Genomic DNA, 26,723 nt, shown 5'->3' on the forward strand with positions numbered 1-26,723 from the left:
TCAGGTCTGGCGCCTGCCGATCATCGGCGCCAGAAACCGGCCATGCCTTCCGAATCGTTCGCACCCGTCGCCGGTCCCGGCGCCGCCGGCTATGGCGGCGCGGTCGGCGGACCGGGCTTGCCGGAGGCGCGCGAACTCCTGACCCGTTTCTGGGGTCACGCCGACTTCCGGGGCCTTCAGTCCCAGGTGGTGACCGAGGTTCTAGCCGGGCGCGACGTCCTGGCCGTCCTGCCGACCGGCGGCGGAAAGTCGGTCTGCTATCAGGTCCCGGCCATCCTGCGGCCTGGCCTGGGTCTCGTCGTTTCTCCCCTGATCGCCCTGATGGCCGACCAGGTCGAGGCGTTGAAACAGCTGGGCGTGCGCGCGGCCCGGCTCGATTCCGGCCTGTCCATGGACGATCGTTCGGCGGTCTGGCGCGCCGCCCGCGCCGGGGAACTGGACCTGCTGTATGTCTCGCCCGAAGGCCTGGCCCAGCCGCATCTGATCGACCGGCTGCACGAACTCGACCTCAGTCTGATCGCCATCGACGAGGCCCACTGCGTAAGTCAGTGGGGTCATGACTTCCGTCCCGACTATCGCACCCTCGGGCGACTGGCCGAGTTCTTCCCCGGCGTGCCGCGCATCGCCGTCACCGCCACGGCCGACGCCCGCACCCGCGATGACATCCTGAAATCGCTGCGCCTGGAAGAGGCCCGCGTCTTCGTCGACAGCTTCGCCCGGCCGAACCTGCATCTGTCGGCGGTGCGCAAGGAGAACGCCTCACGCGCCCGCGCCGACGCCGCCGTCATCGACCTGGTCCGCGCCCGTCGCGACAAGTCCGGCGTCGTCTATTGCGGCAGCCGCGACGGCTGCGAGCGCATCGCCCAGGCCCTTTCAGACGCCGGGGTCAACGCCATCGCCTATCACGCCGGCATGGACGCCCGTCAGCGCGACCGCCGGCTGGAGCGGTTCCTGGCCGAGGACGGCGCCGTCATGGTGGCCACCATCGCCTTCGGCATGGGGGTGGACAAGGCCGACGTCCGCTTCGTCATCCACGCCGATCCGCCCGGCAGCCTGGAGGCCTATTGGCAGGAGATCGGCCGCGCCGGACGCGACGGCGAACCGGCCGAGGGCATCACCCTGTACGGCCCCTCCGACATCGCCTGGAGCTTGCGCCGCCTCGACGGCCGCCCGATGGACGAGGCGGTCAAGGCCGTCCAGATCCGCAAGGTGCGCCAGCTCTACGCCATGCTGGACGGCGCCGTGTGCCGCCCCCAAGCCGTGCGGCGCTATTTCGGCGAGACGGACGCCCAGCCCTGCGGCGTCTGCGACATTTGCCAGGAGCCGCCGGACCTCGACGACGCGACGGTCGAAGCCCAGAAGGCCCTGGCCGCCGTGCATCGTCTGGGCGAACGCTTCGGCCGCACCCGCGTCATCGACCATCTCACGGGACGGACTAGGGACGTGCAGCCGTGGGAGAGCGATCTGACCACCTGGGGGATCGGGCGCGAGACCTCGATCGATCGCTGGCGCGACGTCGTTGACCACCTGATGTTCGAGGGGCTGCTGGTCGAAGAGCCGAACGACGGAAAGCCGATCCTGCACCTGGGCGACGCCGAAACCGTCCGCGCCGTCTACCGTGGCGAGCGTCGCATCGAGGTGCGGCGTCGATCGGCGGCCCTGTCGTCGGGGCGGTCGCGAGGCGATCGGCCGCGCAATGATCGCAACGCCGCCGTCGAGGCCCTGGACGCCGACGTCCGCGCCAGGTTCGAGACCTTGCGGGCCTGGCGTCGTGAACGCGCGTCCGAACAGCATGTGCCGCCCTACGTCATCTTTCAGGACAAGACCCTGCTGGAGATCGCCCTTGCCGAGCCGGGAACGCTGGACGCCCTCGGCCGCATCTCCGGCGTGGGCCAGTCCAAGCTGGATCGCTACGGGGCGGCGGTGCTGGCCGCGCTAGGCGCCTAGACCTCGGGCTGCGGCGGCGAGGTGATGACCTCGACATTGTCGTTCAGCAGATATGCCAGTTCCGACAGGGCCACGGCCCGCTGCGAGGCGTTGGGCGCGGCCTCGACCGCCGCGACCTTCTTCGGCAGGTCCTCGGAAATGCCGCGCAGGATGCACTTCAGATCGTTGTCCGTGCCGCGTTCCTTCAGGATCAGGTGACCCTGCATGTCGCTTTCGGCCAAGGCTTCCGTACGGCGCTTGAAGTCCTGATAGTCGGCGCCGGCGAAGAAACCCGTCTGATCGGCGGCGCGGCTGGCGGCCCAGGCGTCGACGATGGCCTTGAGGGCGCCCGAACGCATGACGATGTCGGCGAACAGCGGTTCGGAGGCCACCGAAATCGGCGCATCGGCGGCGACCGGCGGCAAGGCGGCGGCCTCGGCGACGGCGGGATTCGACACCATCAGGGCGATGGCCAGAGCGGCTCCGCAGGACATGGTCTTATCCTTTCGCGATCACATCGGGCGACAGGCGCCGACGAACGATTGAATCGGCATACGCCTGACCCGTAAACGGAGTGTTCACCAAGGGGCCGCGCATGACCACCGAACAGACCGCCGACTGGACCGTCTTCGACACGACCGCCGCCGCCGAGGCGGACCTCCGCATCGTCGATCAGTTCACCGCCGACCCCCAGCGGCTGACTCGGATGTCGGTCGAAGCCGCCGGGCTCTATCTGGATCTGTCGAAACAGAGCTGGTCGCGCCGCGCCTTCGAAACCTGCATCGAACTGGCCTATGACGCCGGGATCAAGACCGCGATCGCCCGCCTGTTCGCCGGCGAGCCGATCAACTCCACCGAAGGCCGCGCGGTGCTACACCCGGCCCTGCGCGCACGAGCGGACGGTCAGTACGAAGCCCTGGGCGAACCCGTTTCGGCCGAGGTGGACGCCGTCCGCGCCGACATGGCCGCCTATGCGACCGCTGTCCGGTCCGGCGTCGAGACCGGCGCGACCGGAAAGCCGTTCCAGGCCATCGTCCATATCGGCATCGGCGGATCGGACCTGGGACCGCGCGTGGTCTGGGACGCCCTTCGCCCCCTGTCACCGGACATCGATCTGCGGTTCGTCGCAAATATCGATCCGCGCGACATGGCAGAGGCCCTGACCGGACTGGACCCCGAGACCACCCTGGTCATCGTCGTCTCCAAGACCTTCACCACCCAGGAAACCCTCGCCAACGCCGAGGCGGCCAGGGCGTGGCTGGCGGCCGGCCTGCCGGACGCTGGACGCGACAAGCACTTCATCGGCGTCACCGCCGCCCCGGATCGCGCCCGCGAATTCGGCTGCGCCCGCACCTTCGCCTTCCGGGATTGGGTCGGGGGGCGTTACTCCCTGTGGTCGGCGGTCAGCCTGTCCTGCGTCATCGCCCTGGGTCCCGAGGTGTTCGAGGCCCTGCTGGACGGCGCGCGCGAGATGGACGACCACTTCATCTCCGCCCCGCTGGAGGAGAATGCGCCGGTCCTTATGGCTATGGCTCAGGTCTGGAACGTCGATGGTCTGAACCGCCCGGCGCGCACGGTCGCCCCCTACGCCCACGCCCTGCGCCGCCTGCCCTCCTTCCTGCAGCAGCTGGAAATGGAGTCGAACGGCAAGCGGGTGCATCGCGACGGAACGTCCGTCGATCGCCAGACCTGCCCCGTCGTGTTCGGCGAACCCGGCACCAACGGCCAGCATGCCTTTTTCCAGCAGATCCATCAGGGACCGCAGGTCGTCCCGGCCGAATTCGTCGTGGTGCGTTCCACCCAAGATCCGGCGCCGGAAGCTCCGCTTTGGGCCAACGCCCTGGCCCAGGCCCAGGCCCTGATGATCGGCAAGACCGAGGATCAGGCCCGCGCCGAACTCCTGGCGGCCGGCGCATCCCCCGCCGAAGCGGACCGCCTCGCGCCGCACAAGACCTTTCCCGGCAACCGCCCCTCGACCACCATCGTCATGGAGCGACTGACGCCGCAGACCCTCGGCGCCCTGCTGGCGCTGTATGAGCACAAGACCTTCGTCGAGGGCGTGGTCTGGGACATCAACTCCTTCGACCAGTGGGGCGTGGAGCTGGGCAAGGTCCTGGCCAGGGCCATCCTGAAGGATGTGGCGGCGGGCGCGCCCTCGAACGATCTCGACCCGTCGACGGCCGACCTTCTGCAACGCCTGACCCCCTGACGCAGAAAGGGCGGGCTCCGTCTCCGAAGCCCGCCCTTCCGTTGAAGGCGGCTGCCGCTTACCAGCGACGCTCGTAGCGATAGTCGCGATCGGGGCGGCGATTGTCCCGACGGCCGTCATAGCGACGGTCAGGGCCATAGTATTGACGGCCGTAGTTGTAGTCGCGGCTGTTGATGCCGTGCTCGCGCTCCCAGTGACCCTGGTTCCGATAGCAGCGGCCGCCGCGATAGTATTCACAGCCAGAGCCGCGGTTGGAGGCAGAGGCCCCAAGGGCCGCGCCGGCCAGGGCGCCGCCCGCCACATAGCTGCCGTCGCCGTTGCCGATCAGGGCCCCAGCGATGCCGCCGACCACCGCGCCGAGAATGGCGTTTTGAGCGGTGTCGTCGCGCCGATCATTGTCGCGATAGCGCGACTGGGCTTCGGCCGGAGCCGCGGCCGCGAGGGAAAGGGCCAGGGCCGGAACGACGGCGCCGATGGCGAGGGTCTTGTTGAACGTCTTCATGGCTGCCTCCTCTTGGCGAGCGAAACGGCGGAACATCGCCTGTGATGTCGCTTATAGGCCTCGGCGTCTGAACGACCCTGCCCGACGCTGTTCATCCGCAGTTCATCGCGCCTGGCCTTGTGGCGAGAGGCGGGCTTGACCTACGGTGGACGACGGGAGGCGATGATGACCGTAAGGCGGCGACGCATCGGCGGGTACGGGCGAAGCATTGTCGTGACGGCGTGCGTCTTCGGCCTGTCCGCCACTCTGACGTCACCGGTCAGAGCGCAGGCGACGCCGGCGGTTCAAGCGATCGCGGATGAAATCACGACCCTTCGCGACGCTCACGCCTCGCCGATCGCGGCGTCCGACGCCCTGGCCGAGCTGGCCAGGCGTCGCTATGGCCGAGAAGACCTTCCGGGCGCCCGCGCCGCCCTGGACGCTGCGGTGGCCCTGAACGCATCGACTGAGGGCGAAGCCGATCCTCAACGGGCTCTGGCCCTGGCCCGCGCTCTCGGAACGCGCGCACGGCTGAACCATGAGGCCGGGGACTACCCCAGCGCCATCGCCGACGCCGGACGCGCTCTCGCCCTGCGACGCGCCCAGCCGGATCCCGATCCGGCGGAGATCGCCACCCTGATCTACGATCAGGGCCGCGCCCACGATGGACGGGGCGATCATGAAAAGACGGAAGCGGCCGCGCTCGAAAGCTATGAGATCCGACGCACCCATTTCGGCCAGGTTCACGAAAAGACCGCCGATTCCCTGAACCTTTACGCCAACGCCCTGGCCGCTCAGGGCCGCCATGCCGAAGCCGACCCCGCCTATCGTCAGGTTCTGGGCATGTACGAGGTGCTGTACGGTCCGAAGGACTGGCATGTCGCCATCGTCCTTTCGAACCTCGGCAACAGCCTGCGTCGAACCGGCCGGGCCTCCCAGGCGGCCCCCCTGTATCGACGCGCCGTCGCCATCGCCGAGATTTCCGGCGACAAGGTGCTGCTGGCCCAGTGCCTGAACAACTACGGCTGGTTTCTTCATCTTCAGGGCGATGGACGCAAGGCCGAGACCCAGTTCCGGCGAGCCCAGTCCCTGGTCGTTCCGCTGATCGGCGACTCCCACGCCTTTGTCGGCGTGCTTCGCGCGAATATCGGCTACGCCCTGCTGGACCAGGGGCGCGCCGCCGAGGCTGAACCTGAGTTCGCGCGGGGGCTGGCCTTGCTGGAGCAGGGCATGGGAACCGAAAGTCCCGATCTTCTCGACACCCTGGCGGGCGCCGCCTCGACCCAGGCGGCCCTCGGCCGCTTCGCAGAAGCCGAGGCGTTGCATAAACGTATCGGTCTGATCGCGGCCGCAAGGCTGACTCCCGGCCATCCCGAGGGATTGAAGGGCGGCGGCGCCTACGCCGCCTTCCTGCTGGAGCGTGATCGACCGGGGGACGCCCTCAATGAACTGCGGACGTCCCTCGGTCCTCTGACGTCGCGCACATCCGGTGGGCGAGACTGGCGGGTCGCCGTGCGCGGCGCCCGCCCCCTCTTCGCCCAGCGCGTTGAGGCCGGATGGCGGCTGGCCGCTCAGCCGGCCGCCATGTCCGCATTCAGTGGGCCGGATAGATCATCGACGCCCTGAGCGAGACGGCGCCGGACTGAGGCGCCGAAAACTTCACCTGATCGAACATCGGGGCGGCGCGGAGCGTCTCGGCGTTGAGCATGGTCCAGCCTTCAGCCGGCATTCCGCCCACCATCTTCATCTGGCGGTCTGCGTCGGCGTCGTGAAGGACGGAGATGGAATAGTCTCCAGCCGGCACATTGCGCAGCACCACCGCATGCGTTCCGGCGCGGGGGTTCTCGATGATCTGGCCATGGTCGCCGGCTGGCTTGAGGAACTGATCACGGCTCTGCAGCCCGACCAGCAATTGACCGCCCCGCGCCTGAACGCCCTCGATCGTGAGGGTCACGTCGCCCGCCAGGGCGGGTGCGGCGGCGCCGAGGGCCAGGGACAGGACGCTGGCGGCCAGGGTTTTGAAACGGGTCATCGAACATCTCCTCGCGGCATGAGCGCCGCCCGCAATGTGCTTTGCATAATAAAGTACACTACGTCAATGGCTCGCCGTCGGCCTTGCTTGACCCACCCCGTGCGTCTGCCTATCTGCGCGGCGCGTTAGCACTCGGAGGTCTTGGCTGCCAAAGCCGCTTCCGGGGCTTGCGGAACCTTTTGAAGTCCTATCGGAGAGAAATCAGATGGCGTTTCGTCCCCTCGGCGACCGCGTGCTGGTCAAGCGCGTGGAAGAAGAATCCAAGACCAAGGGCGGGATCATCATCCCCGACACCGCCAAGGAAAAGCCGCAGGAAGGCGAAGTCGTCTCCGTCGGCCCCGGCGCTCGCGATGAAGGCGGCAAGGTCAACGCCCTGGAACTGAAGGCCGGCGACCGCATCCTGTTCGGCAAGTGGTCGGGCACCGAGGTCAAGATCGACGGCGAAGACCTGATCATCATGAAGGAATCGGACGTCCTGGGCGTCCTTTCCTGAGTGAGTAGTGAGTAGTGCCAGGGAGCAGAAACTGCTCCTGGCGCCGCCAACTTCACCACTCACTATTCACTAGCACTCTTCACTGAAGGAGCAGCCGCACATGGCCGCCAAGATCGTTCATTTCAACACCGACGCCCGCGACAAGATGCTCAAGGGCGTCAATGTCCTGGCCAACGCCGTCAAGGTGACCCTGGGTCCCAAGGGCCGCAACGTCGTTATCCAGAAATCGTTCGGCGCCCCGCGCTCGACCAAGGACGGCGTTTCGGTCGCCAAGGAAATCGAGCTGGAAGACGCCTTCGAGAACATGGGCGCCCAGATGATCCGCGAAGTCGCTTCGAAGACGAACGACAAGGCGGGCGACGGCACCACCACCGCCACCGTCCTGGCCCAGGCCATCGTCCAGGAAGGCCTGAAGGCCGTGGCCGCCGGCATGAATCCGATGGACCTGAAGCGCGGCATCGACAAGGCCGTGGGCCTGGTCCTGCAGGACATAAAGGACAAGTCCAAGCCTGTCTCGAACAACTCTGAGATCGCCCAGGTCGGCACCATCTCGGCCAACGGCGACTCGGAAATCGGCGAACTGATCGCCCAGGCCATGGCCAAGGTCGGCAACGAAGGCGTCATCACCGTCGAGGAAGCCAAGACCGCCGAAACCACCGTCGACGTCGTCGAAGGCATGCAGTTCGATCGCGGCTATCTGTCGCCCTACTTCATCACCAACGCCGACAAGATGGAGGTTCAACTCGAAGAGCCGCTCATCCTGCTCCACGAAAAGAAGCTGACCTCGCTTCAGCCCATGCTGCCGATCCTGGAAGCCGTGGTTCAGTCGGGCCGTCCGCTGCTGATCATCGCCGAGGACATCGAGGGCGAGGCCCTGGCCACCCTGGTCGTCAACAAGCTGCGCGGCGGCCTGCGCGTCGCCGCCGTCAAGGCCCCGGGCTTCGGCGACCGCCGCAAGGCCATGCTGGAGGACATCGCCGTCCTGACCGGCGGCCAGGTCATCTCGGAAGACCTGGGCATCAAGCTGGAAACCGTCACCCTGGACATGCTGGGCAAGGCCAAGAAGGTCTCCATCACCAAGGAAGACACCACCATCGTCGAGGGCGTGGGTGAGAAGGCCGACATCGAAGGCCGCGTCGCCCAGATCAAGCGCCAGATCGAGGACACCACCTCGGACTACGACAAGGAGAAGCTGCAGGAACGTCTGGCCAAACTGGCCGGCGGCGTCGCCGTCCTCCGCGTCGGCGGCTCGACCGAAGTCGAAGTGAAGGAAAAGAAGGACCGCGTCGACGACGCCCTGAACGCCACGCGCGCCGCGGCTGACGAAGGCATCGTTCCCGGCGGCGGCATCGCCCTCCTGAAGGCCTCCAAGATCCTGGCCGACGTCAAGGGCGACAACGCCGACCAGAACGCCGGCATCTCCATCATCCGCCGCGCCCTGCAGGCCCCGATCCGTCAGATCGCCGAAAACTCCGGCGTCGAAGGCTCTATCGTGGTCGGCAAGGTTCTGGAAAACGCCGACGCCTCGTTCGGCTTCAACGCCCAGACGGAAGAGTACGGCGACCTGGTCAAGATGGGCGTCATCGACCCCGCCAAGGTGGTCCGCACCGCCCTGCAGGACGCCGCCTCCGTGGCCGGCATCCTGATCACGACCGAAGCCGCCGTCGCCGACGCGCCGAAGAAGGCCTCGGCCGGCGGCGCCCCCGACATGGGCGGCGGCATGGGCGGAATGGGCGGAATGGATTTCTGATCCCGCCGTTCACAGCGTGAGAGAACGAGGGGCGGGGCCGGAAACGGCTCCGCCCTTTTCTCTGCGTCGACCCGTGAACCGACGGCGGACGCGGCCGTTATCACGTCCCCAGCCGATGAACGGGACTTCATCGGAGCGCCGGAATATGGTCAGGCTTGCGTCATCCCGAGGCCGAACCGACCGGGCAAGACGGCGCCATCGACAACCCGCGACCCTACCCACGAACGGGAGACCGAAATGACTCTATCGCGCCGCGACCTCGCCTTTGGCCTGACGTCGATCGCCGCCCTGGCCGCCTTCCCGGCCCAGGCCCAAGCCAACCTGTCCGCATCCGACCGCGCCGCTCTCGCCCGCGCCCAGGGCTACCTTCAGGCTCTCACTTCCGCTCAGGGGACGTTTGTCGAATCCGGCGCCGGCGGCCAGCGTCGCCAGGGACGATTCTATCTCCAGCGGCCGGGCCGCATGCGGTTCGAGTACACCAGCCCGGCCGGCCTGCTGGTCGTGTCCGACGGGTACAACGTTAAGCGGTGGGATCCGCGACTGAACGTCTTCCGCCAGGTCCCCCTGGGCCAGACGCCGCTTTCTACCTTCCTGGCGCGCAATGTCCGTCTGGACCAGGGCGTCCGCATCGAGCGTGTGCAGCAAAGCGCCGGCGGCGGCCTGACGATCGTCGCGCGCGATCAGCGCCGACCCAATGACGGATCGGTCACCCTGGTGTTCGGCGGGTCTCCGATGCGGCTCATGGAATGGACGATCGCGGACGCCCAGGGCGCCGCGACCCGCACCCAGCTGACCCAGCTTTCCCCCGCCCAGAGCCTCAACGCCTCCCTTTTTCGCCTCAGCGACCCGACGCGCCGGCCCGGACGAAATTGATTCGCGCTGAAGGCGACTGGGTTCAAGATGTCACATTCAACTCCCGAAGTTGAGTGTTTGACTTATTTGATCGCAAGTGACACTTTAGGCACAGGGCGGCGGCGGTCGCCCATCCGCGTCGGACGTCATCCCCTCCCGATAGCGGCGTGTGAGAGAGAGAAAACCTTGAACGCCCGGCGCATTCGCGCCGGGCGTTTCTTTTGGTGCTCACGCCTTTTGCGGCTTGGCTCGACCCTCTAAGGACGAGCGATGACCCTCCGCATCTCCAGCTGGAACATCAACTCCGTCCGCCTGCGTATCGACCAGGTCGCACGGTTCGTCTCCGAGGCGGAAATCGACGTCCTGTGCCTTCAGGAGATCAAATGCCTCGAGGATCAGTTCCCCCGGAACGCCTTCATCGACATGGGGATGCCGCATCTCAAGATTTCCGGCCAGAAGGGCTGGCACGGCGTCGCCATCGCATCGCGCCTGCCGCTGGAAGCGTCGGAAACCTTTGACGCCTGCAAGCTCGGCCATGCGCGCTGCGTTTCGGCGCGGATAGCAGGCGTCGATATCCAGAACTTCTACATTCCGGCGGGGGGCGACATCCCGGATCGGGTGCTCAACCCCAAGTTCGATCACAAGATGGACTTCTACGAGCGCCTGACGGCCATCGCCGCAGACCTGGACCGATCCCGGCGGCTGCTGCTGTGTGGCGACTTCAACATCGCACCGAGCGAGTTCGACGTCTGGAACCACCGGTACATGTCAAAGGTGGTCAGCCACACGCCGATCGAGGTCGAGACACTGAACCGGCTTCAGGCCGCCGGAGACTTCCATGACGTGATCCGCGCCGCCTATCCGGAACCTCAGAAGCTGGCGTCGTGGTGGAGCTATCGGGCCCAGGACTTTCGGAAGTCGAATCGGGGCCTGCGTCTCGACCACATCTGGACGTCGCCGGGGCTGACTCCGTCCGTCGTGCCCGGCAGCGCCTTCATCCATGAGCCCGTGCGGGCCTGGGAGCAGCCCAGCGACCACTGCCCGATCACGGTCGATCTGGACCTCTGAGCCGGCTCAGAACGGGAAGAACATGGGAATGGCCACCATGGCGGCGGCCCAGGTGATCAGATTGAGCGGCACCCCGACCCTGACGAAGTCCATGTAGCTGTAACCGCCCATGTTGAAGACCAGGACATTGGTCTGGTAGCCGAACGGCGTGGCGAAGGCCGCAGAGGCCGCCATCATCACGCAGACGAGGAAGGGCCGGGGATCGACCCCCAGGCTCTCCGCCAAGGCGACCGCTACCGGAGTGATGAGTACGGCCACGGTGGCGTTCGACAGAAGTTCGGTGGCGAACAGGGTGACGCCGTATAGGACGATCAGGGCGCCCAACGGCCCAAGCGGCCGAATGACATCGATCAGCCGATCCGCGCCGGCCGCCGCCAGCCCGGTGACCTCGATAGCTGTGCCCACCACCACCATGCCCGCGATCAGCAGCAGAATCTCGGGGCGGAGCCCGGCGTAGGCCTCTTCCGGGGTGATGACCCGCATGAGGATCAGGGCCACGGCCCCCGCGAAAGCGGCTGCGGCAATGGGAACCCAGCTGAGCGCAGCCGCCGCAATGACTACCACGAAGACGCCGAGCGAAACCAGCGCCGGCCGGAGGTTGAAGGGCCGGTCAGCCGCCCCGTAAAGCTCCACATCCCCCAAGTGGGCGTCGCCTGATCCGTCAGACTGATTTCGGGATTCTCCTAGCCGCGGCAGGCCGAACGGCAGAAGTCGACGGCGTTTGCGGGAGGCCTCTTCGGCGGCGGCGCGGCGCGCCTCTTCCAGCTCGGCCAGGCGCGCCTGCTCCGCCTCATCCGCCGCTACTGCGCGACCCAGTTGTCGCGCGCCGACGAAATAGAGCCACAGCCCGCCCACCGCTGCGATCACCAGACCCACGGGCGTGATCTCGAACAGGCCGAACACCGGCTGACCCGCGTTTCGAGCCATGTCGTTCACCAGAAGGTTGGTCGAGGTCCCGATCAGGGTCAGCAACCCGCCCAGGACGGTGACGTGACTGAGCGGCATGAGAAAGCGTTTGGGCGACAGGCGCAGGGATTGGGCTACGTCGCGAATGACCGGCGCGGCGAGCACGACCACGGGCGTGTTGTTCAGAAATCCGCCGACGGAGCCGCAGAGGGCGATCACGATCCATATGCCGAGCGACCCGATACGCGCGGCCAACGCCGTGGCCTGGCGGATGAGCAGGCCGAGCAGACCAGACAGCTCGATGGCGTAGGCGATGACGAAGAGGCCGGCCAGCGCGATGACCGCCGGGCTGGCGAACGCGCCCTGCACCTCAACCGGCCGCACGACACCGAGCAAAAGCAGGATCGCCGCGCCCGTTAAGGCGACGACGTCCGAGCGAACCCGGCCGTGAATCAGCACCCCCACCACGCCGACAAGAACCGCCAAGGCGGCGATCTGATCGAATGTCATACCCCCTGCTGCCTTCCTCCGCCGCGTTCCGTCAACCTTTTCCGCAGAGACGCCCCCAGTGAGCGAACCTTGTGGTAGGCTGGTTCCATGCTCGAACCGACCACGTCGTATCGTCCGTCGGTCGTCGCGCTCGCGGCGTCCGGCCTGATCCTCGCCCTGGCCGCCTGTGAGCGGCGTGAGCCCGCCGCGCCGCCGCCCGATCCGTCTCCTGAGACCCCGACTGTCGTCATGGCGCCCCCACGCCAGATCGACCGCGCCGAACTCCTGGCCGCTGTCGATGTGGCCGCCTCCGCCTATGCCCGAGGCGTATCACCCGGAGGCGGCGACACCCTGGTCGGGCGGCGGCTGTTCGTCAGGCAGGCCTTTGGCTGTTCGCCGCAGGACCCGGCGGCTCCCGGGATCGAGACGACCGGCGGAGACGGTATCGCCCGGACCGCCTTCGGCAAGGATGGCAAGGCGCTGCAGCTCTCGCTGACCCCGGCCGACTGGACCGAGGCGCCGTTGACGGCCGGCGGAGGTGACACTTGGGAATCGATCGAAGGGTTCTGGCTGCCGCGACCCTGGATCCGCACCGACGACTGCCCCGCTCGCCTGGCGGCGGCGCCTGTCAACAATGACGTCCTGACCGCAGCGCCGGTCACCGTCGCGCCGACCTCGATCCAGACGGTCGGCTTGGCGGCGGTGTTCGAGACGGGAGGGTCCCGACTGAGTCGCCGGAACGGCCGGGCCTACGCCTTCACTGTGCGCGGCGAAGGTGATTTGCCTGCGGTTTCGTCGCCAGGAGGATACAGGCTGGTTCTGGAAGGTCGGGCGATGGCCTTCGCGAACGGCAGGGCTATTCGATGCCTTTCGGCCTCGCCGGATCAGCGCCCGACATGCGTGGTCGCCGCACAGATCGATCGGGTCGCCTTTGAGGACGCCACAGGCAAGGTTCTCAGCGAGTGGCGTCCGACCTGACCGGTCTCAGGGCTGGAGCCGATACCCGCCTGCGTCCGTCAACAGCAGGCGCGCCTGGCCCGGCTCCGGCTCGATCTTCTGGCGGAGGCGATAGATGTGGGTCTCAAGCGTGTGGGTAGTGACCCCTGCGTTGTAGCCCCAGACCTCGGTCAGCAATTCCTCGCGGGAAACCGGCTTGGCTCCTGCGCGGTAGAGATATTTCAGGATGTTGGTCTCTTTCTCCGTCAGCCGGACCTTCTTGCCCTTATCGTCCGTCAGCATCTTCCCGGCCGGGCGGAAGGTGTAGGGGCCGATGGCGAAGACCGCGTCTTCGGACTGTTCGTGGCTGCGTAGATGGGCACGAATGCGCGCCAGCAACACCGCGAACCGGAAGGGCTTGGTGACATAGTCATTGGCGCCCGCGTCCAGCCCCAGAACGGTGTCGGCGTCCGAATCCTGTGCCGTGAGCATGATGACGGGAGTGGCAACGCCATCCTTGCGCAGCAGGCGACAGGCTTCCCGGCCGTCCATGTCTGGCAGATCGACGTCCAGAAGGATCAAGTCGGCGCGGATCTCGCGCCCGAGCCGCACGCCCTCTGTGGCGGTCGACGCCTGGACGGTGCGGAACTCCTCATGCAGGGCCAGCTGCTCGGCCAACGCCTCGCGCAGGTCGTCGTCGTCGTCGATGATCAGGAGGGTCTTGGGCGTGGGCATGGACGTAGAATGGCGAGGCTTGCCCGTCCCGCCAAGGGCGAGGCGGAAAATCGAACGGTTTCAATCGTTGAGAACACGCGGAACGACGGGCCGATCCCCGAAAAGCGCCGTCCCGAGACGGACATGTGTGGCGCCGAAGCGAATCGCCGTCTCGAAATCTCCGCTCATGCCCATGGACAGGACGTCGAGACCGTTCCGCCGCGCGATCCGCGCCAGCAGCGCAAAGTGCGGCCCGGCGGCCTCAGCGGCCGGCGGAATGGACATCAGGCCTTCGACCGTCAGACCGTAGGTGTCGCGGGCGCTCGTGATCAGCGCATCGGCCTCTTCCGGCAGGACGCCGGCCTTCTGCGGCTCGGCGCCGGTGTTGATCTGGACCAAGACGCGCGGGCTCCGACCGGTCTTTGCCGAGGCCTTCGAAAGGGCTTCGGCGAGTTTCTCCCGGTCCAGGGTCTCGATCACGTCGAAAAGGGCGACGGCGTCCTCCGCCTTATTGCTTTGCAGCGGCCCGATGAGACGCAGTTCCAGGTCGGGAAAGGCTTTACGTCGTGCCGCCCAATGGGCCTGTGCTTCCTGAACCCGGTTTTCGCCGAAGACGCGCTGCCCGGCCATCAGGGCGGCGTCCAAGGCATCGTCGGATTGGGTCTTGCTGACCGCAGTGAGGATCACCGAGGACGGCCGCCGCCCTGACGCGAGGGCGGTCGCCTCGATGCGCGATCTGACGCGCGCGATCCGGTCGGCGATGGACGTCTGGCTCGAACCGGAGGATGAGGGAGCGATGTCGGTCAAGGTTCAGGACCCTGCGGAGTTGTCGGATGACGGTCGGCGCCTGTGGGATGTCGCTCAGGCTCTAGACCGGGCGTGCCCGCATGTCAGCCTCGGGCCGCGACCACCTTTGTTGTTCTTCACGGATCCGGATCGCACGCCGGAACCCTGGATCGTCGCCGGTCGCCTTCCACCAGGTTCGGGTGTGGTCTATCGCCACTTCGGACGCGATGACGCCCGGACGACCGCCAAACGCCTGCGACGGGTTACGTCTGATCGAGACGTTCGCCTGTTGATCGGCCTTGACGCGCCGCTCGCGGAAGCTGTGGCGGCGGACGGCGTTCATCTGCCGGAACGCGCCCTCCCCGACGCACCTGGCCTCCGGGCGCGATTTCCCGAGTGGATGCTGACGGGCGCATTTCATGACGGGCCACGGCCGCCGCCGGGCGTGCTGAACGCCTTGACCTGCCTGGTAGCGTCGCCGGTCTTCGCGAGCGCCAGCCCGTCCCCCAAACGCCCCCCTTTGGGCGCAGGCGGCGTCCAGCGTCTGACCGAGGATCTGGGCCTGCCGATTTACGCCCTCGGCGGCGTCAGCACTGAAACGGCGCCGCGTCTCCGGCATAGCCAGGCGTGCGGATTGGCCGGGGTCGAGGCGTTTGCCCGCGCGTTCGCCTGATCAGAACTTGAAGATGGACTCGAGCCGAATGCGCGGCTGAGCGCGACGGTCGGTCTCCGGGGCCCGAGCCGGATCCTCTTCTGTCGAGCCAAGGCCCGCCGAGGCGCCGACGCGAAGGCGCGGGTTGACGCGGTAGTAGGCGCCGGCCTGAACGTCGCCCCATTCAGCCTCACGACCGACCGGCTCGCTCATGTTGAAGTTCAGGCCCCAACGCCCGCTGTCGTACCAGCGTAATCCGCGTCGCGCCGGCGGGGCGGGCCGGCGCGCGGCGCCTTGTACGTTCTGAGCCTCGGACAGGCTCACGGCCGGAGCTCGTGATCGAGAAGGGGACGATCCGGAGGCCTGAGCCAACGCATGCGAGGACGCAAACAGCAGAGCTGTTCCGGTCAAGGCAGCGATGACAACGCCAGAACGCATTTCCAACCCTTCAAATCACCCGGCGTAAACGCCCGGCAATCGCTCGGAACCGGCGTTTTCGCCGTGAACTTCGCGATTAGACGCCTCTTTGTCTCACGGTCAACGAAACACCGCCCGAAGACCGTTGTTCCCCCGACTCTGACAGGAGTCTGTGGCCCTGACATCACGGGAAGACGGCTGTGGCGAGGCCGTGAATTTCGGGGATGTCACCCAGCTTGCATCCCTTGCAGGGCTTCGCCTTGTCATCGCCCCTTTTCGCCGTGTTATAGAGCGTCGCGTTCGCCGATCAGCCGTCGCGGCTGACCTGCGCCGCGGCAGCGTCGCTACGCAAGCCTGTTCCTATGGAGAAACTTTTGATGGCCCCCACGACCGCGACGGCGCCGAGACATCTTCTCGACTCGATTCTGCTTCGTGGCGGGACGGTCCTCGCCATCGCGACCGCTCTGACGCTGTCGGCCTGCGGCGGCGTCTCGTTGCCGTTTGGAAAGCGTGATGGCGCGGCGCAGACCGCCAACGCCCCACAGTCCATCGGCGTGAACGGCTTCCTCTGGCGCGCGAGCCTGGACACGCTGGGCTTCATGCCTCTCGCTTCAGCCGACCCCTATGGCGGGGTGATCAACTATGACTGGTACAGCGACCCGCAAACGCCGAACGAGAGGTTCAAGGCCACGGTCCTGATCCTGGACACGCGTCTGCGCGCCGATGCGCTCGATGTTCGGGTGACCAAGGAGGTCAAGGGCGCTGACGGCGGCTGGGCGCCCACCGAGGTCGCGGCTCAAACCGAGATCGACCTTGAGAACGCCATCCTGACCAAGGCGCGGCAGCTCAACCTCTCCTACACCGACTGACGCCGGCGGGCGTTCCGCGAGGTCGGACGCCGCCCCATCACGGAGCTGTCGATCAGGCGCTCCGCCTTATCGACTTATCCGGCAGCACATCCGTGGCTCGTTACGACCCCAAGATCTCCGAACCTCGCCAGCAGGCCCGCTGGGCCGCCGCTGATGCCTTTGTCGCCAAAGACACCGGTCGCCCGAAGTACTATGTGCTTGAAATGTTTCCCTATCCTTCGGGGAACATACACATGGGGCACGCACGCAACTATGTGATGGGCGATGTGGTGGCGCGATTCAAACGCGCGCGCGGCTTCGACGTCCTCCATCCGATGGGCTGGGATGCGTTCGGCATGCCGGCCGAGAATGCGGCGATGGAGCGGGGCATCCATCCCAAAGGCTGGACCTACGACAACATCGCCAACATGCGCGAACAGCTGAAGCTGCTGGGTCTGTCGCTGGACTGGTCGCGCGAGTTCGCCACCTGTGATCCCGAGTACTATGGTCAGCAACAGGCCTGGTTCCTGGAGCTCTATCGACGCGGCCTCGTCTATCGCAAGGACGGGGTGGTCAACTGGGATCCGGTCGACAACACGGTTCTGGCCAATGAGCAGGTGATCGACGGACGCGGCTGGCGTTCGGGGGCCGTGGTCGAGAAGCGCAAGCTGAATCAGTGGTTTCTGCGCATTACCGACTATGCCGACGATCTGATCGACGGTCTGGCGACGCTGGAAGGCCGTTGGCCCGACAAGGTCCGTCTGATGCAGGAGAACTGGATCGGTCGGTCCAAGGGTCTGCAGATGACCTGGGCGTGGGCGGGCGAAGCGCCTCCTTCGGCGCCCGACGGCCTGGAGATCTACACCACCCGTCCAGACACCCTGTTCGGCGCCAGCTTCATGGGCATCGCGCCCGACCATCCGATCGCCAAGGCCCTGGCCGAGACCGATCCAGGCGTGGCCGAATTCGTGGCCAGGTGCCGCGCGGGCGGCACGTCCCAGGCTGATATAGACCAGGCCGAAAAGATCGGCTGGGACACCGGCCTCAAGACGGTTCACCCGTTCACAGGGGCCGAGGTTCCGGTTTGGATCGCCAATTTCATCCTGTCGGAATACGGCACCGGCGCGATTTTCGCCTGCCCGGCTCATGATCAGCGCGATCTGGATTTCGCCCGTAAATATGGTCTTCCGGTGATCCCGGTCGTGCGGCCCGACGGCGCGAGTGCGGATTTCAATGTCGCCGACGAGGCCTACGTCGGGTCTGGTACGATCTTCCATTCCGACTTCCTCGACGGTCTCGACATCGAGGCCGCCAAGGCCGAAGCGATCCGCCGCATCGAGGCCGCCGGGATGGGCCAGGGCGCAACCATCTATCGTCTGCGGGACTGGGGCGTCAGTCGCCAACGCTACTGGGGCTGCCCGATCCCGATCATTCACTGCCCGACCTGCGGACCGGTGGAAGTCCCATCCGATCACTTGCCGGTCGTCCTGCCCGACGACGTGACCTTCGACGTCCCCGGCAATCCGCTCGACCGGCACCCCTCGTGGAAACACGTCAAATGTCCGTCCTGCGGGGCCGATGCGACGCGCGAGACCGACACGCTCGACACCTTCGTCGATTCCAGCTGGTATTTCGCCCGCTTCACAGCGCCGCGCGCGGAACAGCCGATCGACAAGGCGGCTGCCGACCACTGGCTGGCGGTCGATCAGTATATCGGCGGCGTGGAGCACGCGGTCCTGCACCTGCTCTACGCCCGGTTCATCACCCGCGCCCTGTCCGACGCCGGACTACTGTCGGTGAAGGAGCCGTTCGCCGGCCTGTTCACCCAGGGGATGGTGGTTCACGAGACCTATTTCGAAGGTCATGACGACATCGGCAAACCCCGTTGGGTCGAGCCGACCGATGTGCGGATCGAGACGGTGGACGGCAAACGCATCGCCACCCGCCTTTCGAACGGGGCGACCCTGTCGATCGGCGACATCGAAAAGATGTCCAAGTCCAAGAAGAATGTCGTCGCGCCAGCCGAGATTCTGGAAAGCCACGGCGTGGACGCCGGCCGCCTGTTCGTGCTGTCGGACAGTCCGCCGGAGCGTGACGTGCAATGGACCCCGGGCGGGGTCGAGGGCGCCAGCCGCTTCGTTCAACGGGCCTGGGCCCTGTTTGACGCCTACACGCCGGGCGATGTCGGCGAGGAGGCCCAGAACAGCGCGCTGGTGCGGGAAACTCACAAGGCGATCAAGGCCGTGACCGAGGGGGTCGAGGGCTTCCGGTTCAACTCGGCCATCGCCAAGCTTTACGCTTTCGTCGCCACGATCCGCGATCACGACAGGTCGGGCGGCCCGGCGCGTCTGGAGGCCCTGTCGGCCCTGGCGCGACTGATCGCCCCCTTCACCCCGCATCTGGCGGAAGAGGGATGGGTGCGCCTTGGACAGGACGGGATGGCGCTGGATGCGCCCTGGCCGGCCTATGATCCCGCGCTGGCGGCCGACGACGAGGTCGTCCTGCCGATCCAGATCAATGGAAAGCGGCGCGGCGAGATCTCCATGGCGCGCGGCGCGGCAGCGGCCGACGTCGAGGCGGCGGCTCTCGCCAACGAAGCCGTTCAGGCCTACCTTGCCGCCAATGGGCAATCCATCCGCAAGGTGATCGTGGTGCCGGACCGTATCGTCAATCTGGTCGCGGGCTGATGCGCCAGGCGATCGTCCTCGCCATATCGCTCGGTGTCGCCGGGGCCGTGTCAGCCTGCGGCTTCACGCCCCTGTATGGCGACAGCGGCGAGAGCCTCGGCCTGAGACGGATCGCCGTCGTGGCTCAAGACGACCGCCTGGGCTATCGGCTGCGGGAACAGCTTGAGGATGCGCTGGGGTTCGATCGCTCCGCCCCGGCTCAGCACCGGCTGACGACTGAAGTGGTCCAGAACCGACGTCCCTTGGGTCGGCGTATCGACGACACCGCCACACGCTATGAGTTGACGGTGCGAGCCGCCTGGACCTTGGCGCCTGTCTCGGGCGCTTCACCTCCCTTCACCGGCACCGAGACGGTGACCGTGACCTATGCGGCCGCCGACCAGCCCTATGCCGCCATCGCCGCCCAGCAGGACGGCGAGGACCGGGCCGCCGCCGAACTGGCGCGACTGATCCGCCTGGACCTGCTCCAGGCCCTTTCCAGCCGCTGACGCGGTACGGCCGTCGTGATTCTCGCCAAGCGGCCAGAGATCGATCGCTTTCTGAGTCGGCCGGACCCCGACGTGCGCGCGGCGGTGATCCACGGCAAGGACCGGTCAGGCGTGGCCGAACGGGCCGCTCTTCTCTGCAAGGCCATCACTCCGGACCTCAATGATCCGTTCAATGTGACCCTGCTGACGGACACGGACATCGATGCGGATGACGGCCGGCTGGAAGACGCCCTGACGGCCCTGTCCATGATCGGGGGACGGCGGCTGGTCCGGGTACGGTTGGGCGGCGAGAAGGCGTCGACCGACAAGGCCTTGGCGGCGGCGCTGAAACTCCACGCAGAGGGGGGGTTCAATCCGGACGCCATGTTCGTGATCGAGGCAGGCGCTCTCGGGCGTGACTCGGCGCTGAGGAAGGCGGCGGAAGCGTCGAAAGCCGCCGTGGGCATCGCCTGCTATGAGGATGAAACGGGCGATGTGGCGCGCATGACCCGCGAGGCCCTGGCGGCGGAGAAGGTCTCGCTCAGCGCCGAGGCCCTTGACCGGTTCGTCGGCAGACTGCCGCGTGAACGCGGTCTGATGCGGCAGGAGATCGAGCGGCTGATCCTATACATTGGACCAGGGTCAGGTGTTCAGCTGGGGCTGGACGATCTGGAAGCGCATCTGGGCGTCGAACCGGACGCGTCGCTTCAGGATGCGGCGCTGCAGGCGTTCGGCGGCAAGCCGGCGCCGGCGCAGGCGGGCCTTCGCCGGGCCTTGGCCGAAGGAGAATCGGCCGTCATGGCCGTGCGGCAGGCGGCGCTGCATCTCGGAAAGCTGCGACGGATCAACATCCTTCAATCCGCCGGTGCGGGCGCAAAGGAGGCCGCCAAGGCCGCCGGAGTGTTCTGGAAGCAGGAGGCGGAAATGCTGCGTCAGGCCCGCGCCTGGCGGCTGGACGACCTCGATCGGGTGCTGGAGAGCGTCAACACCGCCGACCTGGCCACGCGCACGACCGGCATGCCCGAAGCCCTGATCGCCGAACTTCTCCTGCTGGAGATCGCTGCTCGTGCGAGGAGAATGGGGCTTTAGTCCGCCGCTCCGAGCGGATTTTGTCGGGAGCGGAGGAGGATTTTTCGGGATCGAAACGGGAGATCCAGAGGTCACCCTCGCTTGGACGCCTTGCGGAAGGCGGGTTTGGCCAGGGCGGTGCTGCGGGCGGCGGCGGCCTTTTCCGGATGCTGGCCGGGCTTGAAGGCCGCCTTGCCCCGGCCGCTGGACGCCGCCGCCTTCTTGGCGGCGAGCACGCGTTTCAGAGCTTCAGCGGGAGTCTCAGGGTTCTCGGTCATGGCCGCCGTATAGCACAGGCCGCCGTCAGCCCCGCATCAGGCGCCGACAGAGGTCGTCCAACTGTTCCAGGTCGCGATAGGAGAGGGTTAATTCCCCCTTCCCGCCCCTGTCGTTCAGGCGAACCTGAAGGCCGAGGGCGTCCGCCAGATCCTGCTCGAGGGCGGCGGTGTCGGGCGAAACGTCGCGCGAGGACGGCTTGCCGGAGCCGGCGGGAGCGGGCTTCGGCGATTCCTGCGACCGGCGGGCCAGCGCCTCCGTCTGGCGAACATTCAAGCCATCGGAGAGCACCTGTTCGGCCAGGGCCAGGGGATCGCGCGCGGTGATCAGGGCGCGGGCGTGACCGGCCGACATGCGCCCTTCGGAGACATGGGTCAGCACCTCGGGCGGAAGCTGAAGCAGGCGCAGGGTGTTGGCGACGTGGCTGCGGCTTTTGCCCACGACACCCGCCAGGGCGTCCTGGGTGCGGCCGAAACGGTCCATAAGCTGGGCGTAGGCCTGGGCTTCTTCGACCGGGTTGAGATCAGCACGCTGGACGTTCTCGATGATGGCGACCTCGAGCACTTCGACATCGTCCATCTCGCGGACGATGATCGGCGCCTCCTTCAGCCGGGCGGCCTGCGCGGCGCGCCAGCGACGTTCCCCGGCGATGATCTGCCACTGACCTGCCTCGCCGGGCTGGGCCCGGACCAGGATGGGCTGAAGGATGCCCTTGTCGCGGATGGAGGCCGTCAGTTCGTCCAGGTCGGACTGGGCGAAGACCTTGCGGGGCTGATCCGGATTGGGCTTCAGCGTTTCGATCGGCGCCATCTGGACGCCGCCCGGCAGAGCGGCGCCGGCCGCCACGGGCACCGCTTCAGCTGCGTCTTCGCCCAGGAGAGCCGACAGACCTCGACCCAGGCCTCTTTGACGATCAGCCGCCATACCACTTCACCTTCTTTGCTTGAGCGACGACCGGTCAGGCCGCCGCCATCTCCGCGCGCTTGCGGCGCTCCCGGCCCACGACCTCGCGCGCCAGGCGCAGATAGGCCTGGCTGCCGGTGCATTTCAGATCGTAGATCAGCACCGGCTTTCCGAAGGACGGCGCCTCCGACACACGGACATTGCGGGGGATCACCGCCTCATAGACCTTTTCGCCGAAATGAGCCCGAACGTCGGCGGCCACCTGACCCGACAGGGCGTTGCGGCGATCATACATGGTCAGGACGAGGCCCTGGATCTCGAGCGTCGGATTGAGGCTCTGACGGACCATGTCGATGGTCTTCATCAGCTGTGTCAGGCCCTCCAGAGCGAAGAATTCACACTGCAGCGGCACCAGAACGCCGTCCGCCGCAGCCATGGCGTTCAGCGTCAACAGGTTGAGAGACGGCGGGCAGTCGATCAGGACGTAGTCATACCGCGTATGGCCGGGGCCGGGCTGAGCCCTCAGCGCGTCGCGCAGGCGATAGGAGCGACGATCGGCCTGGCTCAGTTCGATTTCGACGCCGGACATGTCCGCATCGGCCGGGATGATGTCGAGGCCGGGCACGGAGGTGGGGACCGCCGCTTCGCCGACCGAACGCCCGTCCACAACGACGTCGTAAATGGTCACCCGGCGTGTTTCACGTGGAACACCGAGGCCCGTGGAGGCATTGCCCTGAGGGTCCATATCAACGATCAGCACACGCTCGCCGATCGCGGCCAGAGCCGTGCCGAGATTGATCGCAGTCGTGGTCTTGCCCACGCCACCCTTCTGGTTGGAGACCGCCAGGACGCGTGTCGGGCGCACAGGGGAAACAGTCGTCTGTTCGAGACGGTCAGCCACGTCGAAGGCTCCGGACGGTGAGAAGGCGGCCGCGAGGATCGCTGCGGGAGACGGCCAGTTCCGCATCGACATGCCAGACCTTGCGGGCCTCCTGCAACTCGAGCTCGGCCTTCTCTCCCTTGAGAAACAGGCCTTGTGCACCGCGCTGGAAGTACGGCTGTGCATAACCCAGCAGCTTTTCCAGGGGCGCGACCGCGCGCGCGGTGACGACATCGACCTTGATCGCCTGAGCCTCCGCCCGGCCGTTGATGACGGTGGCGGGAAGCGCCAGATCCTCAACGAGATAACTCAGGAAACGGCAACGCTTCCCAAGACTGTCGATCAGCCAGACGTGGGCGTCCGGCGCGCCCTTCAGCAAGATCGCCAGAATCACCCCGGGGAAGCCGGCCCCTGCCCCCAGATCCGCCCAGGTGCGGGCCTCGGGGGCGATATCGAGGAGTTGGGCGGAATCCCAGGCATGACGGTTCCAGAAGTCCGGAAGGGTGTCAGGCCCGACCAGATTCATGACCTCATTGGCCTCGGTCAGATGATCGAGGAACCTCTGAAGCTCGTCCATCCGCTCCGGCGAGGCGCGGGTCAGGCGTTGGAACTCGTCGGCGGTCATCAGGCCGGGACCGGCTGCTTTTTCACGTGCGACAGGAGCGCCGTCAGGGCGCCGGGGGTCATGCCTTCGATGCGGCCGGCCTGACCCAGGGTGCGCGGCTGGATCAAGGTCAGCTTTTCGCGAACCTCGTTGGAGAGGCCGCCGATGGCCGCATAGTCGAGGTCCACCGGCAGGGCCAGCGCCTCCTCACGACGCAGGGCCTCGGCATCGGCCGCCTGGCGATCCAAATAGCCGGCGTAGCCCGCGTCGATCTCGACCTGCTCGCGCACCTGAACAGGCCAGGCGGCGATTTCGGGATGAGCGGCCTCGAACACCTTCAGATCAACGCCGGGGAAGGCCAGGAGGTCGCGGATCGACCGACGCACGCCGTCGGCGTTGACGTTCAAACCGAGGGCGTTGGCCTCTTTGGGCGTGTAGCGGGTGTCGCGCACAAGATTCAGCGCGCGCTCAAGTATCTCGGCCTTGGCTTCAAAGGCGGCGCGGCGTTCCGGGGATACGATGCCGGCCGCGATCCCGACAGGGGTCAGACGCAGGTCGGCGTTGTCGGCGCGCAGAGTCAGCCGATACTCGGCCCGGCTGGTGAACATGCGATAGGGCTCGGTCACGCCCTTCGTCACCAGGTCGTCGATCATGACCCCGATATAGGCCTGGTCGCGCCCGAGAATGACAGGCTCCGATCCGGCGGCGGCGCGGGCGGCGTTCAGTCCGGCGATCAGGCCCTGAGCCCCCGCCTCTTCATATCCGGTGGTGCCGTTGATCTGACCGGCCAGATAGAGGCCCGGGCGCTTCTTCACCTCCAGCGCGGGCGTCAGCTCGCGCGGATCGACATAATCGTATTCGATCGCATAGCCGAAGCGAAACACCTCGACCTGCTCCAGCCCCGGCATGGTGCGCAGGAAGGCCAACTGGGTGGCGTCCGACACCGAGGTGGAAATGCCGTTGGGATAGACCGTCGGGTCGTCGAGTCCCTCTGGCTCCAGAAACACCTGGTGCGAGGTCTTGTCGGCGAACCGCACCACCTTGTCCTCGATGGAGGGGCAGTACCGGGGGCCGCGTCCGGACAAGCGTCCGCCATAGACGGCGCTTTCGTCGAGGTTCTCCGCGATAATCCGGTGGGTCTCCTCGGTCGTGTGCGTGATGCCGCAAGAGATCTGAGGCACGTCGATCCGGTCGGTGAGGAAGCTGAAAGGAACCGGCGTCGCGTCGGCCTGCTGCATCTCCAGCCGGTCCCAGGCTATGGTGCGGCCGTCGAGACGGGCCGGTGTCCCGGTCTTGAGACGTCCCATCACCAGATGGGCCGCGTGAAGGTCGGCGGCCAGACCCGTGGACGGCGCCTCGCCGTGTCGACCGGCGGGAATGCGCTCTTCGCCCTTGTGGATCACGCCGTTCAGGAAGGTGCCTGTGGTCAGCACCACGGCCCCGGCCCTGAGAGCCTCGCCGGAGCTGGTCTCGATCCCGACCACGCGATCGCCGTCGAGAAGCAGCCGTTCCGCCGTGCCCGCCACCAGCGTCAGATTGGGGTAGTCCGCAAGTTCAGCCTGCATCGCCTCGCGATAGAGACGGCGGTCGATCTGGCTTCGCGGCCCCTGGACGGCGGCGCCCTTGGACCGGTTGAGCAGACGAAACTGGATGCCGGATACGTCGCCGAGCCGGCCCATCAAGCCGTCCAGGGCGTCGATCTCGCGCACCAGATGACCCTTGCCCAGTCCGCCTATGGCCGGATTGCAACTCATCTCGCCAATGGTCTCGAGCTTCTGGGTCAGCAGAACCGTGCGTGCGCCGGCGCGCGCCGCGGCCGCAGCGGCCTCGCACCCCGCGTGGCCGCCCCCGATGACGATGACATCAAAACTCGAGCCGTTCATGGCGGGGCATATAGTCCAAAGAGGGCCGCGACGCCACGCACGGCGCCGGGACCGATTTCACGTGAAACGCCTATTTGCCGATGCAGAAGGTCGCGAAGACCTCGCCCAGCACGTCTTCAACCCCGATGGCCCCAGTGACGCGGGCGAGGGCGTCGGCGGCCCGACGCAGGTCGTCCCCCGCCATTTCGGGCGCGATCGCCAGGGCGCGCCTCCCCGCCTCCACAGCCGAGCGAGCCTCGACCAGTCGGCGACGGTGACGCTCACGCGTGACGGCCGGAAAGTCCCCACCCGACAGATCGCGCGCCAGTCGCGCCGAAATCCAATCGTGCAGATCGCCGAGCCCCTGCCCCGTTTTCGTGCTGACGCCTACGGTCTCATGCCGGAGGGAGAAGACCTGGTCGCCGAGATCGGCCTTGGTTTTGACGATCAGGTCGTCCGGACGCGCGAACGCCGCCGCCGCCCCGTTCTCATCACCCGGCCCACGCACCCACAACCGCAAATCTGCCGCCTCAGCGCGCGCCCGCGCGCGGCGAACGCCCTCGGCCTCGATCGGATCATCGCTCTCGCGCAGACCGGCCGTGTCTGACAGGGTCACGGCATAGCCTCCGATCACAAGCTCGGCGTCCAGCACATCGCGCGTAGTGCCGGCGATGGGGGTGACGATGGCCGCTTCACGTGAAACAAGGGCGTTGAACAGGGAGGACTTGCCCGCATTGGTCTCCCCGATCAGGACGATGCGATAGCCGTCCCTGACCCGCCGGCCCCGATCGGCATCGGCAAGCGCCGCGTCCATGTCGCGCAGCAGACCATCCAGAACTGGCCCGGCCGTGTGCGCCAGATTGTCCGGAATTTCCTCGTCCGGGAAGTCGATCTCGGCCTCGACCAAGGCCAGGGCCTTGAGCAGGTCGCGCCGGAAACCGTTATAGGTCTTCGACAGGGCGCCGCCCAGTTGGCCGAGAGCCTGCCCGGCCTGGGCCGTGGTTTCCGCGTCGATCAGGTCGGCGATCGCCTCGGCCTGAGCAAGGTCCAGTCGGCCGTTCTCGAAGGCCCGTCGCGTGAACTCGCCCGGTTCGGCCGGTAACAGGCCGAGCGAGATCAGGGCCTCGGACACGGCCTCCACCACCGCACGACCGCCATGCAGATGCAGCTCGGCGCAATCCTCTCCGGTGTAGGAGTGGGGCGCCGGGAAGCTGAGCACCAGGGCTTCGTCGAGGATGACGTCATTCCAGGTGAGGCGGCGCAACGAGGCCATGCGCGGCTTGAGGCCGCCCGCACCGAGCGCGGTGAGAGCCGACGGGACCTCGGGGCCGGACAGCCTCAAGACGGCGATAGCCCCGCGGCCCGGCGGGGTGGCTAGGGCGAAGATGGTGGAGGTCAAACCTCTCCTCCCTGTTCG

At 67.0% G+C, this 26,723-nt stretch carries 26 protein-coding genes; 13 read left to right on the forward strand and 13 right to left on the reverse strand.

The window, feature by feature from the left end; translation table 11 throughout:
- Positions 1-42 precede the first annotated feature (42 nt).
- Positions 43-1,947: a DNA helicase RecQ gene (recQ, locus tag ACO2Q1_RS05805; RefSeq protein WP_423328595.1), complete on the forward strand. Its 1,905-nt coding sequence runs from the start codon at positions 43-45 to the stop codon at positions 1,945-1,947.
- Here recQ and ACO2Q1_RS05810 read toward each other — a convergent pair.
- Positions 1,944-2,420, reverse strand: coding sequence for a hypothetical protein (locus tag ACO2Q1_RS05810; protein ID WP_423328596.1), 477 nt, complete (start codon positions 2,418-2,420; stop codon positions 1,944-1,946). The two genes, recQ and ACO2Q1_RS05810, sit on opposite strands and share 4 nt — an antisense overlap.
- Before the next feature lie 101 nt (positions 2,421-2,521).
- Here ACO2Q1_RS05810 and pgi point away from each other — a divergent pair, with 101 nt between their 5' ends.
- The gene (gene pgi, locus ACO2Q1_RS05815) at positions 2,522-4,135 is read left to right on the forward strand and encodes a glucose-6-phosphate isomerase (RefSeq protein WP_423328597.1); all 1,614 of its coding nucleotides are present in this window, start codon (positions 2,522-2,524) and stop codon (positions 4,133-4,135) included.
- Positions 4,136-4,193: 58 nt separating this feature from the next.
- On the opposite strand, the gene ACO2Q1_RS05820 is transcribed toward pgi, so the two are convergent.
- A complete protein-coding gene (locus ACO2Q1_RS05820) occupies positions 4,194-4,637 on the reverse strand; it encodes a hypothetical protein (RefSeq protein WP_423328598.1) in 444 nt (147 codons plus the stop codon).
- Between the two features lie 165 nt (positions 4,638-4,802).
- Here ACO2Q1_RS05820 and ACO2Q1_RS05825 point away from each other — a divergent pair, with 165 nt between their 5' ends.
- Positions 4,803-6,242 (forward strand): tetratricopeptide repeat protein, encoded by a 1,440-nt coding sequence (locus ACO2Q1_RS05825; RefSeq protein WP_423328599.1) that lies wholly within the window; start codon positions 4,803-4,805, stop codon positions 6,240-6,242.
- Here the strand turns inward: ACO2Q1_RS05825 and ACO2Q1_RS05830 are convergent.
- Complete coding sequence (locus tag ACO2Q1_RS05830) at positions 6,211-6,648, reverse strand: DUF2141 domain-containing protein (RefSeq protein ID WP_423328600.1); 438 nt, start codon at positions 6,646-6,648, stop codon at positions 6,211-6,213. The two genes, ACO2Q1_RS05825 and ACO2Q1_RS05830, sit on opposite strands and share 32 nt — an antisense overlap.
- A gap of 205 nt (positions 6,649-6,853) precedes the next feature.
- Here ACO2Q1_RS05830 and ACO2Q1_RS05835 point away from each other — a divergent pair, with 205 nt between their 5' ends.
- From ACO2Q1_RS05835 to xth, 4 genes are all read left to right on the forward strand, one after another.
- Positions 6,854-7,141, forward strand: coding sequence for a co-chaperone GroES (locus tag ACO2Q1_RS05835; RefSeq protein WP_423328601.1), 288 nt, complete (start codon positions 6,854-6,856; stop codon positions 7,139-7,141).
- A 100-nt stretch (positions 7,142-7,241) separates the two neighbouring features.
- Positions 7,242-8,891 (forward strand): chaperonin GroEL, encoded by a 1,650-nt coding sequence (groL, locus tag ACO2Q1_RS05840; RefSeq protein WP_423328602.1) that lies wholly within the window; start codon positions 7,242-7,244, stop codon positions 8,889-8,891.
- Between the two features lie 237 nt (positions 8,892-9,128).
- Entirely contained in the window at positions 9,129-9,764 is a 636-nt protein-coding gene (locus tag ACO2Q1_RS05845; RefSeq protein WP_423328603.1) for a LolA family protein, read from the forward strand.
- 249 nt (positions 9,765-10,013) lie between these two features.
- Positions 10,014-10,811, forward strand: a complete 798-nt coding sequence (gene xth / locus ACO2Q1_RS05850; protein ID WP_423328604.1) for an exodeoxyribonuclease III — start codon at positions 10,014-10,016, stop codon at positions 10,809-10,811.
- 6 nt (positions 10,812-10,817) lie between these two features.
- Here the strand turns inward: xth and ACO2Q1_RS05855 are convergent, their stop codons facing one another.
- Positions 10,818-12,227 (reverse strand): SLC13 family permease, encoded by a 1,410-nt coding sequence (locus tag ACO2Q1_RS05855; RefSeq protein WP_423328605.1) that lies wholly within the window; start codon positions 12,225-12,227, stop codon positions 10,818-10,820.
- An 87-nt stretch (positions 12,228-12,314) separates the two neighbouring features.
- On the opposite strand from ACO2Q1_RS05855, the gene ACO2Q1_RS05860 reads away from it, so the two are divergent.
- Positions 12,315-13,184 carry a hypothetical protein gene (locus tag ACO2Q1_RS05860; RefSeq protein WP_423328606.1) on the forward strand — a complete coding sequence of 290 codons (870 nt, stop codon included), beginning with the start codon at positions 12,315-12,317 and terminating at the stop codon, positions 13,182-13,184.
- Between the two features lie 6 nt (positions 13,185-13,190).
- Here the strand turns inward: ACO2Q1_RS05860 and ACO2Q1_RS05865 are convergent, their stop codons facing one another.
- Positions 13,191-13,877, reverse strand: a complete 687-nt coding sequence (locus ACO2Q1_RS05865) for a response regulator transcription factor (protein ID WP_423328607.1) — start codon at positions 13,875-13,877, stop codon at positions 13,191-13,193.
- Between the two features lie 60 nt (positions 13,878-13,937).
- Positions 13,938-14,654, reverse strand: coding sequence for a YggS family pyridoxal phosphate-dependent enzyme (locus tag ACO2Q1_RS05870; protein WP_423328765.1), 717 nt, complete (start codon positions 14,652-14,654; stop codon positions 13,938-13,940).
- Between ACO2Q1_RS05870 and ACO2Q1_RS05875 the strand changes: the two genes are divergently transcribed.
- Entirely contained in the window at positions 14,653-15,315 is a 663-nt protein-coding gene (locus tag ACO2Q1_RS05875; RefSeq protein ID WP_423328608.1) for a thiamine phosphate synthase, read from the forward strand. The two genes, ACO2Q1_RS05870 and ACO2Q1_RS05875, sit on opposite strands and share 2 nt — an antisense overlap.
- On the opposite strand, the gene ACO2Q1_RS05880 is transcribed toward ACO2Q1_RS05875, so the two are convergent.
- Positions 15,316-15,618 carry an NtrZ family periplasmic regulatory protein gene (locus ACO2Q1_RS05880; protein ID WP_423328609.1) on the reverse strand — a complete coding sequence of 101 codons (303 nt, stop codon included), beginning with the start codon at positions 15,616-15,618 and terminating at the stop codon, positions 15,316-15,318.
- 470 nt (positions 15,619-16,088) lie between these two features.
- Here ACO2Q1_RS05880 and ACO2Q1_RS05885 point away from each other — a divergent pair, with 470 nt between their 5' ends.
- The 4 genes from ACO2Q1_RS05885 to holA all read left to right on the forward strand — a co-directional run bounded on the left by ACO2Q1_RS05885 (position 16,089) and on the right by holA (position 20,802).
- Complete coding sequence (locus ACO2Q1_RS05885; RefSeq protein WP_423328610.1) at positions 16,089-16,580, forward strand: DUF3576 domain-containing protein; 492 nt, start codon at positions 16,089-16,091, stop codon at positions 16,578-16,580.
- 92 nt (positions 16,581-16,672) lie between these two features.
- Entirely contained in the window at positions 16,673-19,246 is a 2,574-nt protein-coding gene (leuS, locus tag ACO2Q1_RS05890; RefSeq protein ID WP_423328611.1) for a leucine--tRNA ligase, read from the forward strand.
- Entirely contained in the window at positions 19,246-19,734 is a 489-nt protein-coding gene (gene lptE, locus ACO2Q1_RS05895; protein ID WP_423328612.1) for an LPS assembly lipoprotein LptE, read from the forward strand. The genes leuS and lptE overlap by 1 nt, the downstream gene beginning before the upstream one ends.
- Before the next feature lie 15 nt (positions 19,735-19,749).
- Complete coding sequence (holA, locus tag ACO2Q1_RS05900) at positions 19,750-20,802, forward strand: DNA polymerase III subunit delta (protein ID WP_423328613.1); 1,053 nt, start codon at positions 19,750-19,752, stop codon at positions 20,800-20,802.
- A 71-nt stretch (positions 20,803-20,873) separates the two neighbouring features.
- Here the strand turns inward: holA and ACO2Q1_RS05905 are convergent, their stop codons facing one another.
- The 6 genes from ACO2Q1_RS05905 to mnmE all read right to left on the reverse strand — a co-directional run bounded on the left by ACO2Q1_RS05905 (position 20,874) and on the right by mnmE (position 26,705).
- Positions 20,874-21,059: a hypothetical protein gene (locus tag ACO2Q1_RS05905; RefSeq protein WP_423328614.1), complete on the reverse strand. Its 186-nt coding sequence runs from the start codon at positions 21,057-21,059 to the stop codon at positions 20,874-20,876.
- A 25-nt stretch (positions 21,060-21,084) separates the two neighbouring features.
- A complete protein-coding gene (locus ACO2Q1_RS05910; protein WP_423328615.1) occupies positions 21,085-21,981 on the reverse strand; it encodes a ParB/RepB/Spo0J family partition protein in 897 nt (298 codons plus the stop codon).
- 34 nt (positions 21,982-22,015) lie between these two features.
- Positions 22,016-22,825, reverse strand: a complete 810-nt coding sequence (locus tag ACO2Q1_RS05915) for a ParA family protein (RefSeq protein ID WP_423328766.1) — start codon at positions 22,823-22,825, stop codon at positions 22,016-22,018.
- A 28-nt stretch (positions 22,826-22,853) separates the two neighbouring features.
- Complete coding sequence (gene rsmG, locus ACO2Q1_RS05920) at positions 22,854-23,465, reverse strand: 16S rRNA (guanine(527)-N(7))-methyltransferase RsmG (protein ID WP_423328616.1); 612 nt, start codon at positions 23,463-23,465, stop codon at positions 22,854-22,856.
- A complete protein-coding gene (gene mnmG / locus ACO2Q1_RS05925; protein WP_423328617.1) occupies positions 23,465-25,327 on the reverse strand; it encodes a tRNA uridine-5-carboxymethylaminomethyl(34) synthesis enzyme MnmG in 1,863 nt (620 codons plus the stop codon). Before mnmG ends, rsmG begins: the two co-directional genes overlap by 1 nt.
- Before the next feature lie 70 nt (positions 25,328-25,397).
- Positions 25,398-26,705, reverse strand: coding sequence for a tRNA uridine-5-carboxymethylaminomethyl(34) synthesis GTPase MnmE (mnmE, locus tag ACO2Q1_RS05930; protein WP_423328618.1), 1,308 nt, complete (start codon positions 26,703-26,705; stop codon positions 25,398-25,400).
- Between the last annotated feature and the right edge of the window lie 18 nt (positions 26,706-26,723).

It is taken from the genome of Brevundimonas sp. VNH65 (assembly GCF_049445955.1).
Classification (GTDB): Bacteria; Pseudomonadota; Alphaproteobacteria; order Caulobacterales; family Caulobacteraceae; genus Brevundimonas.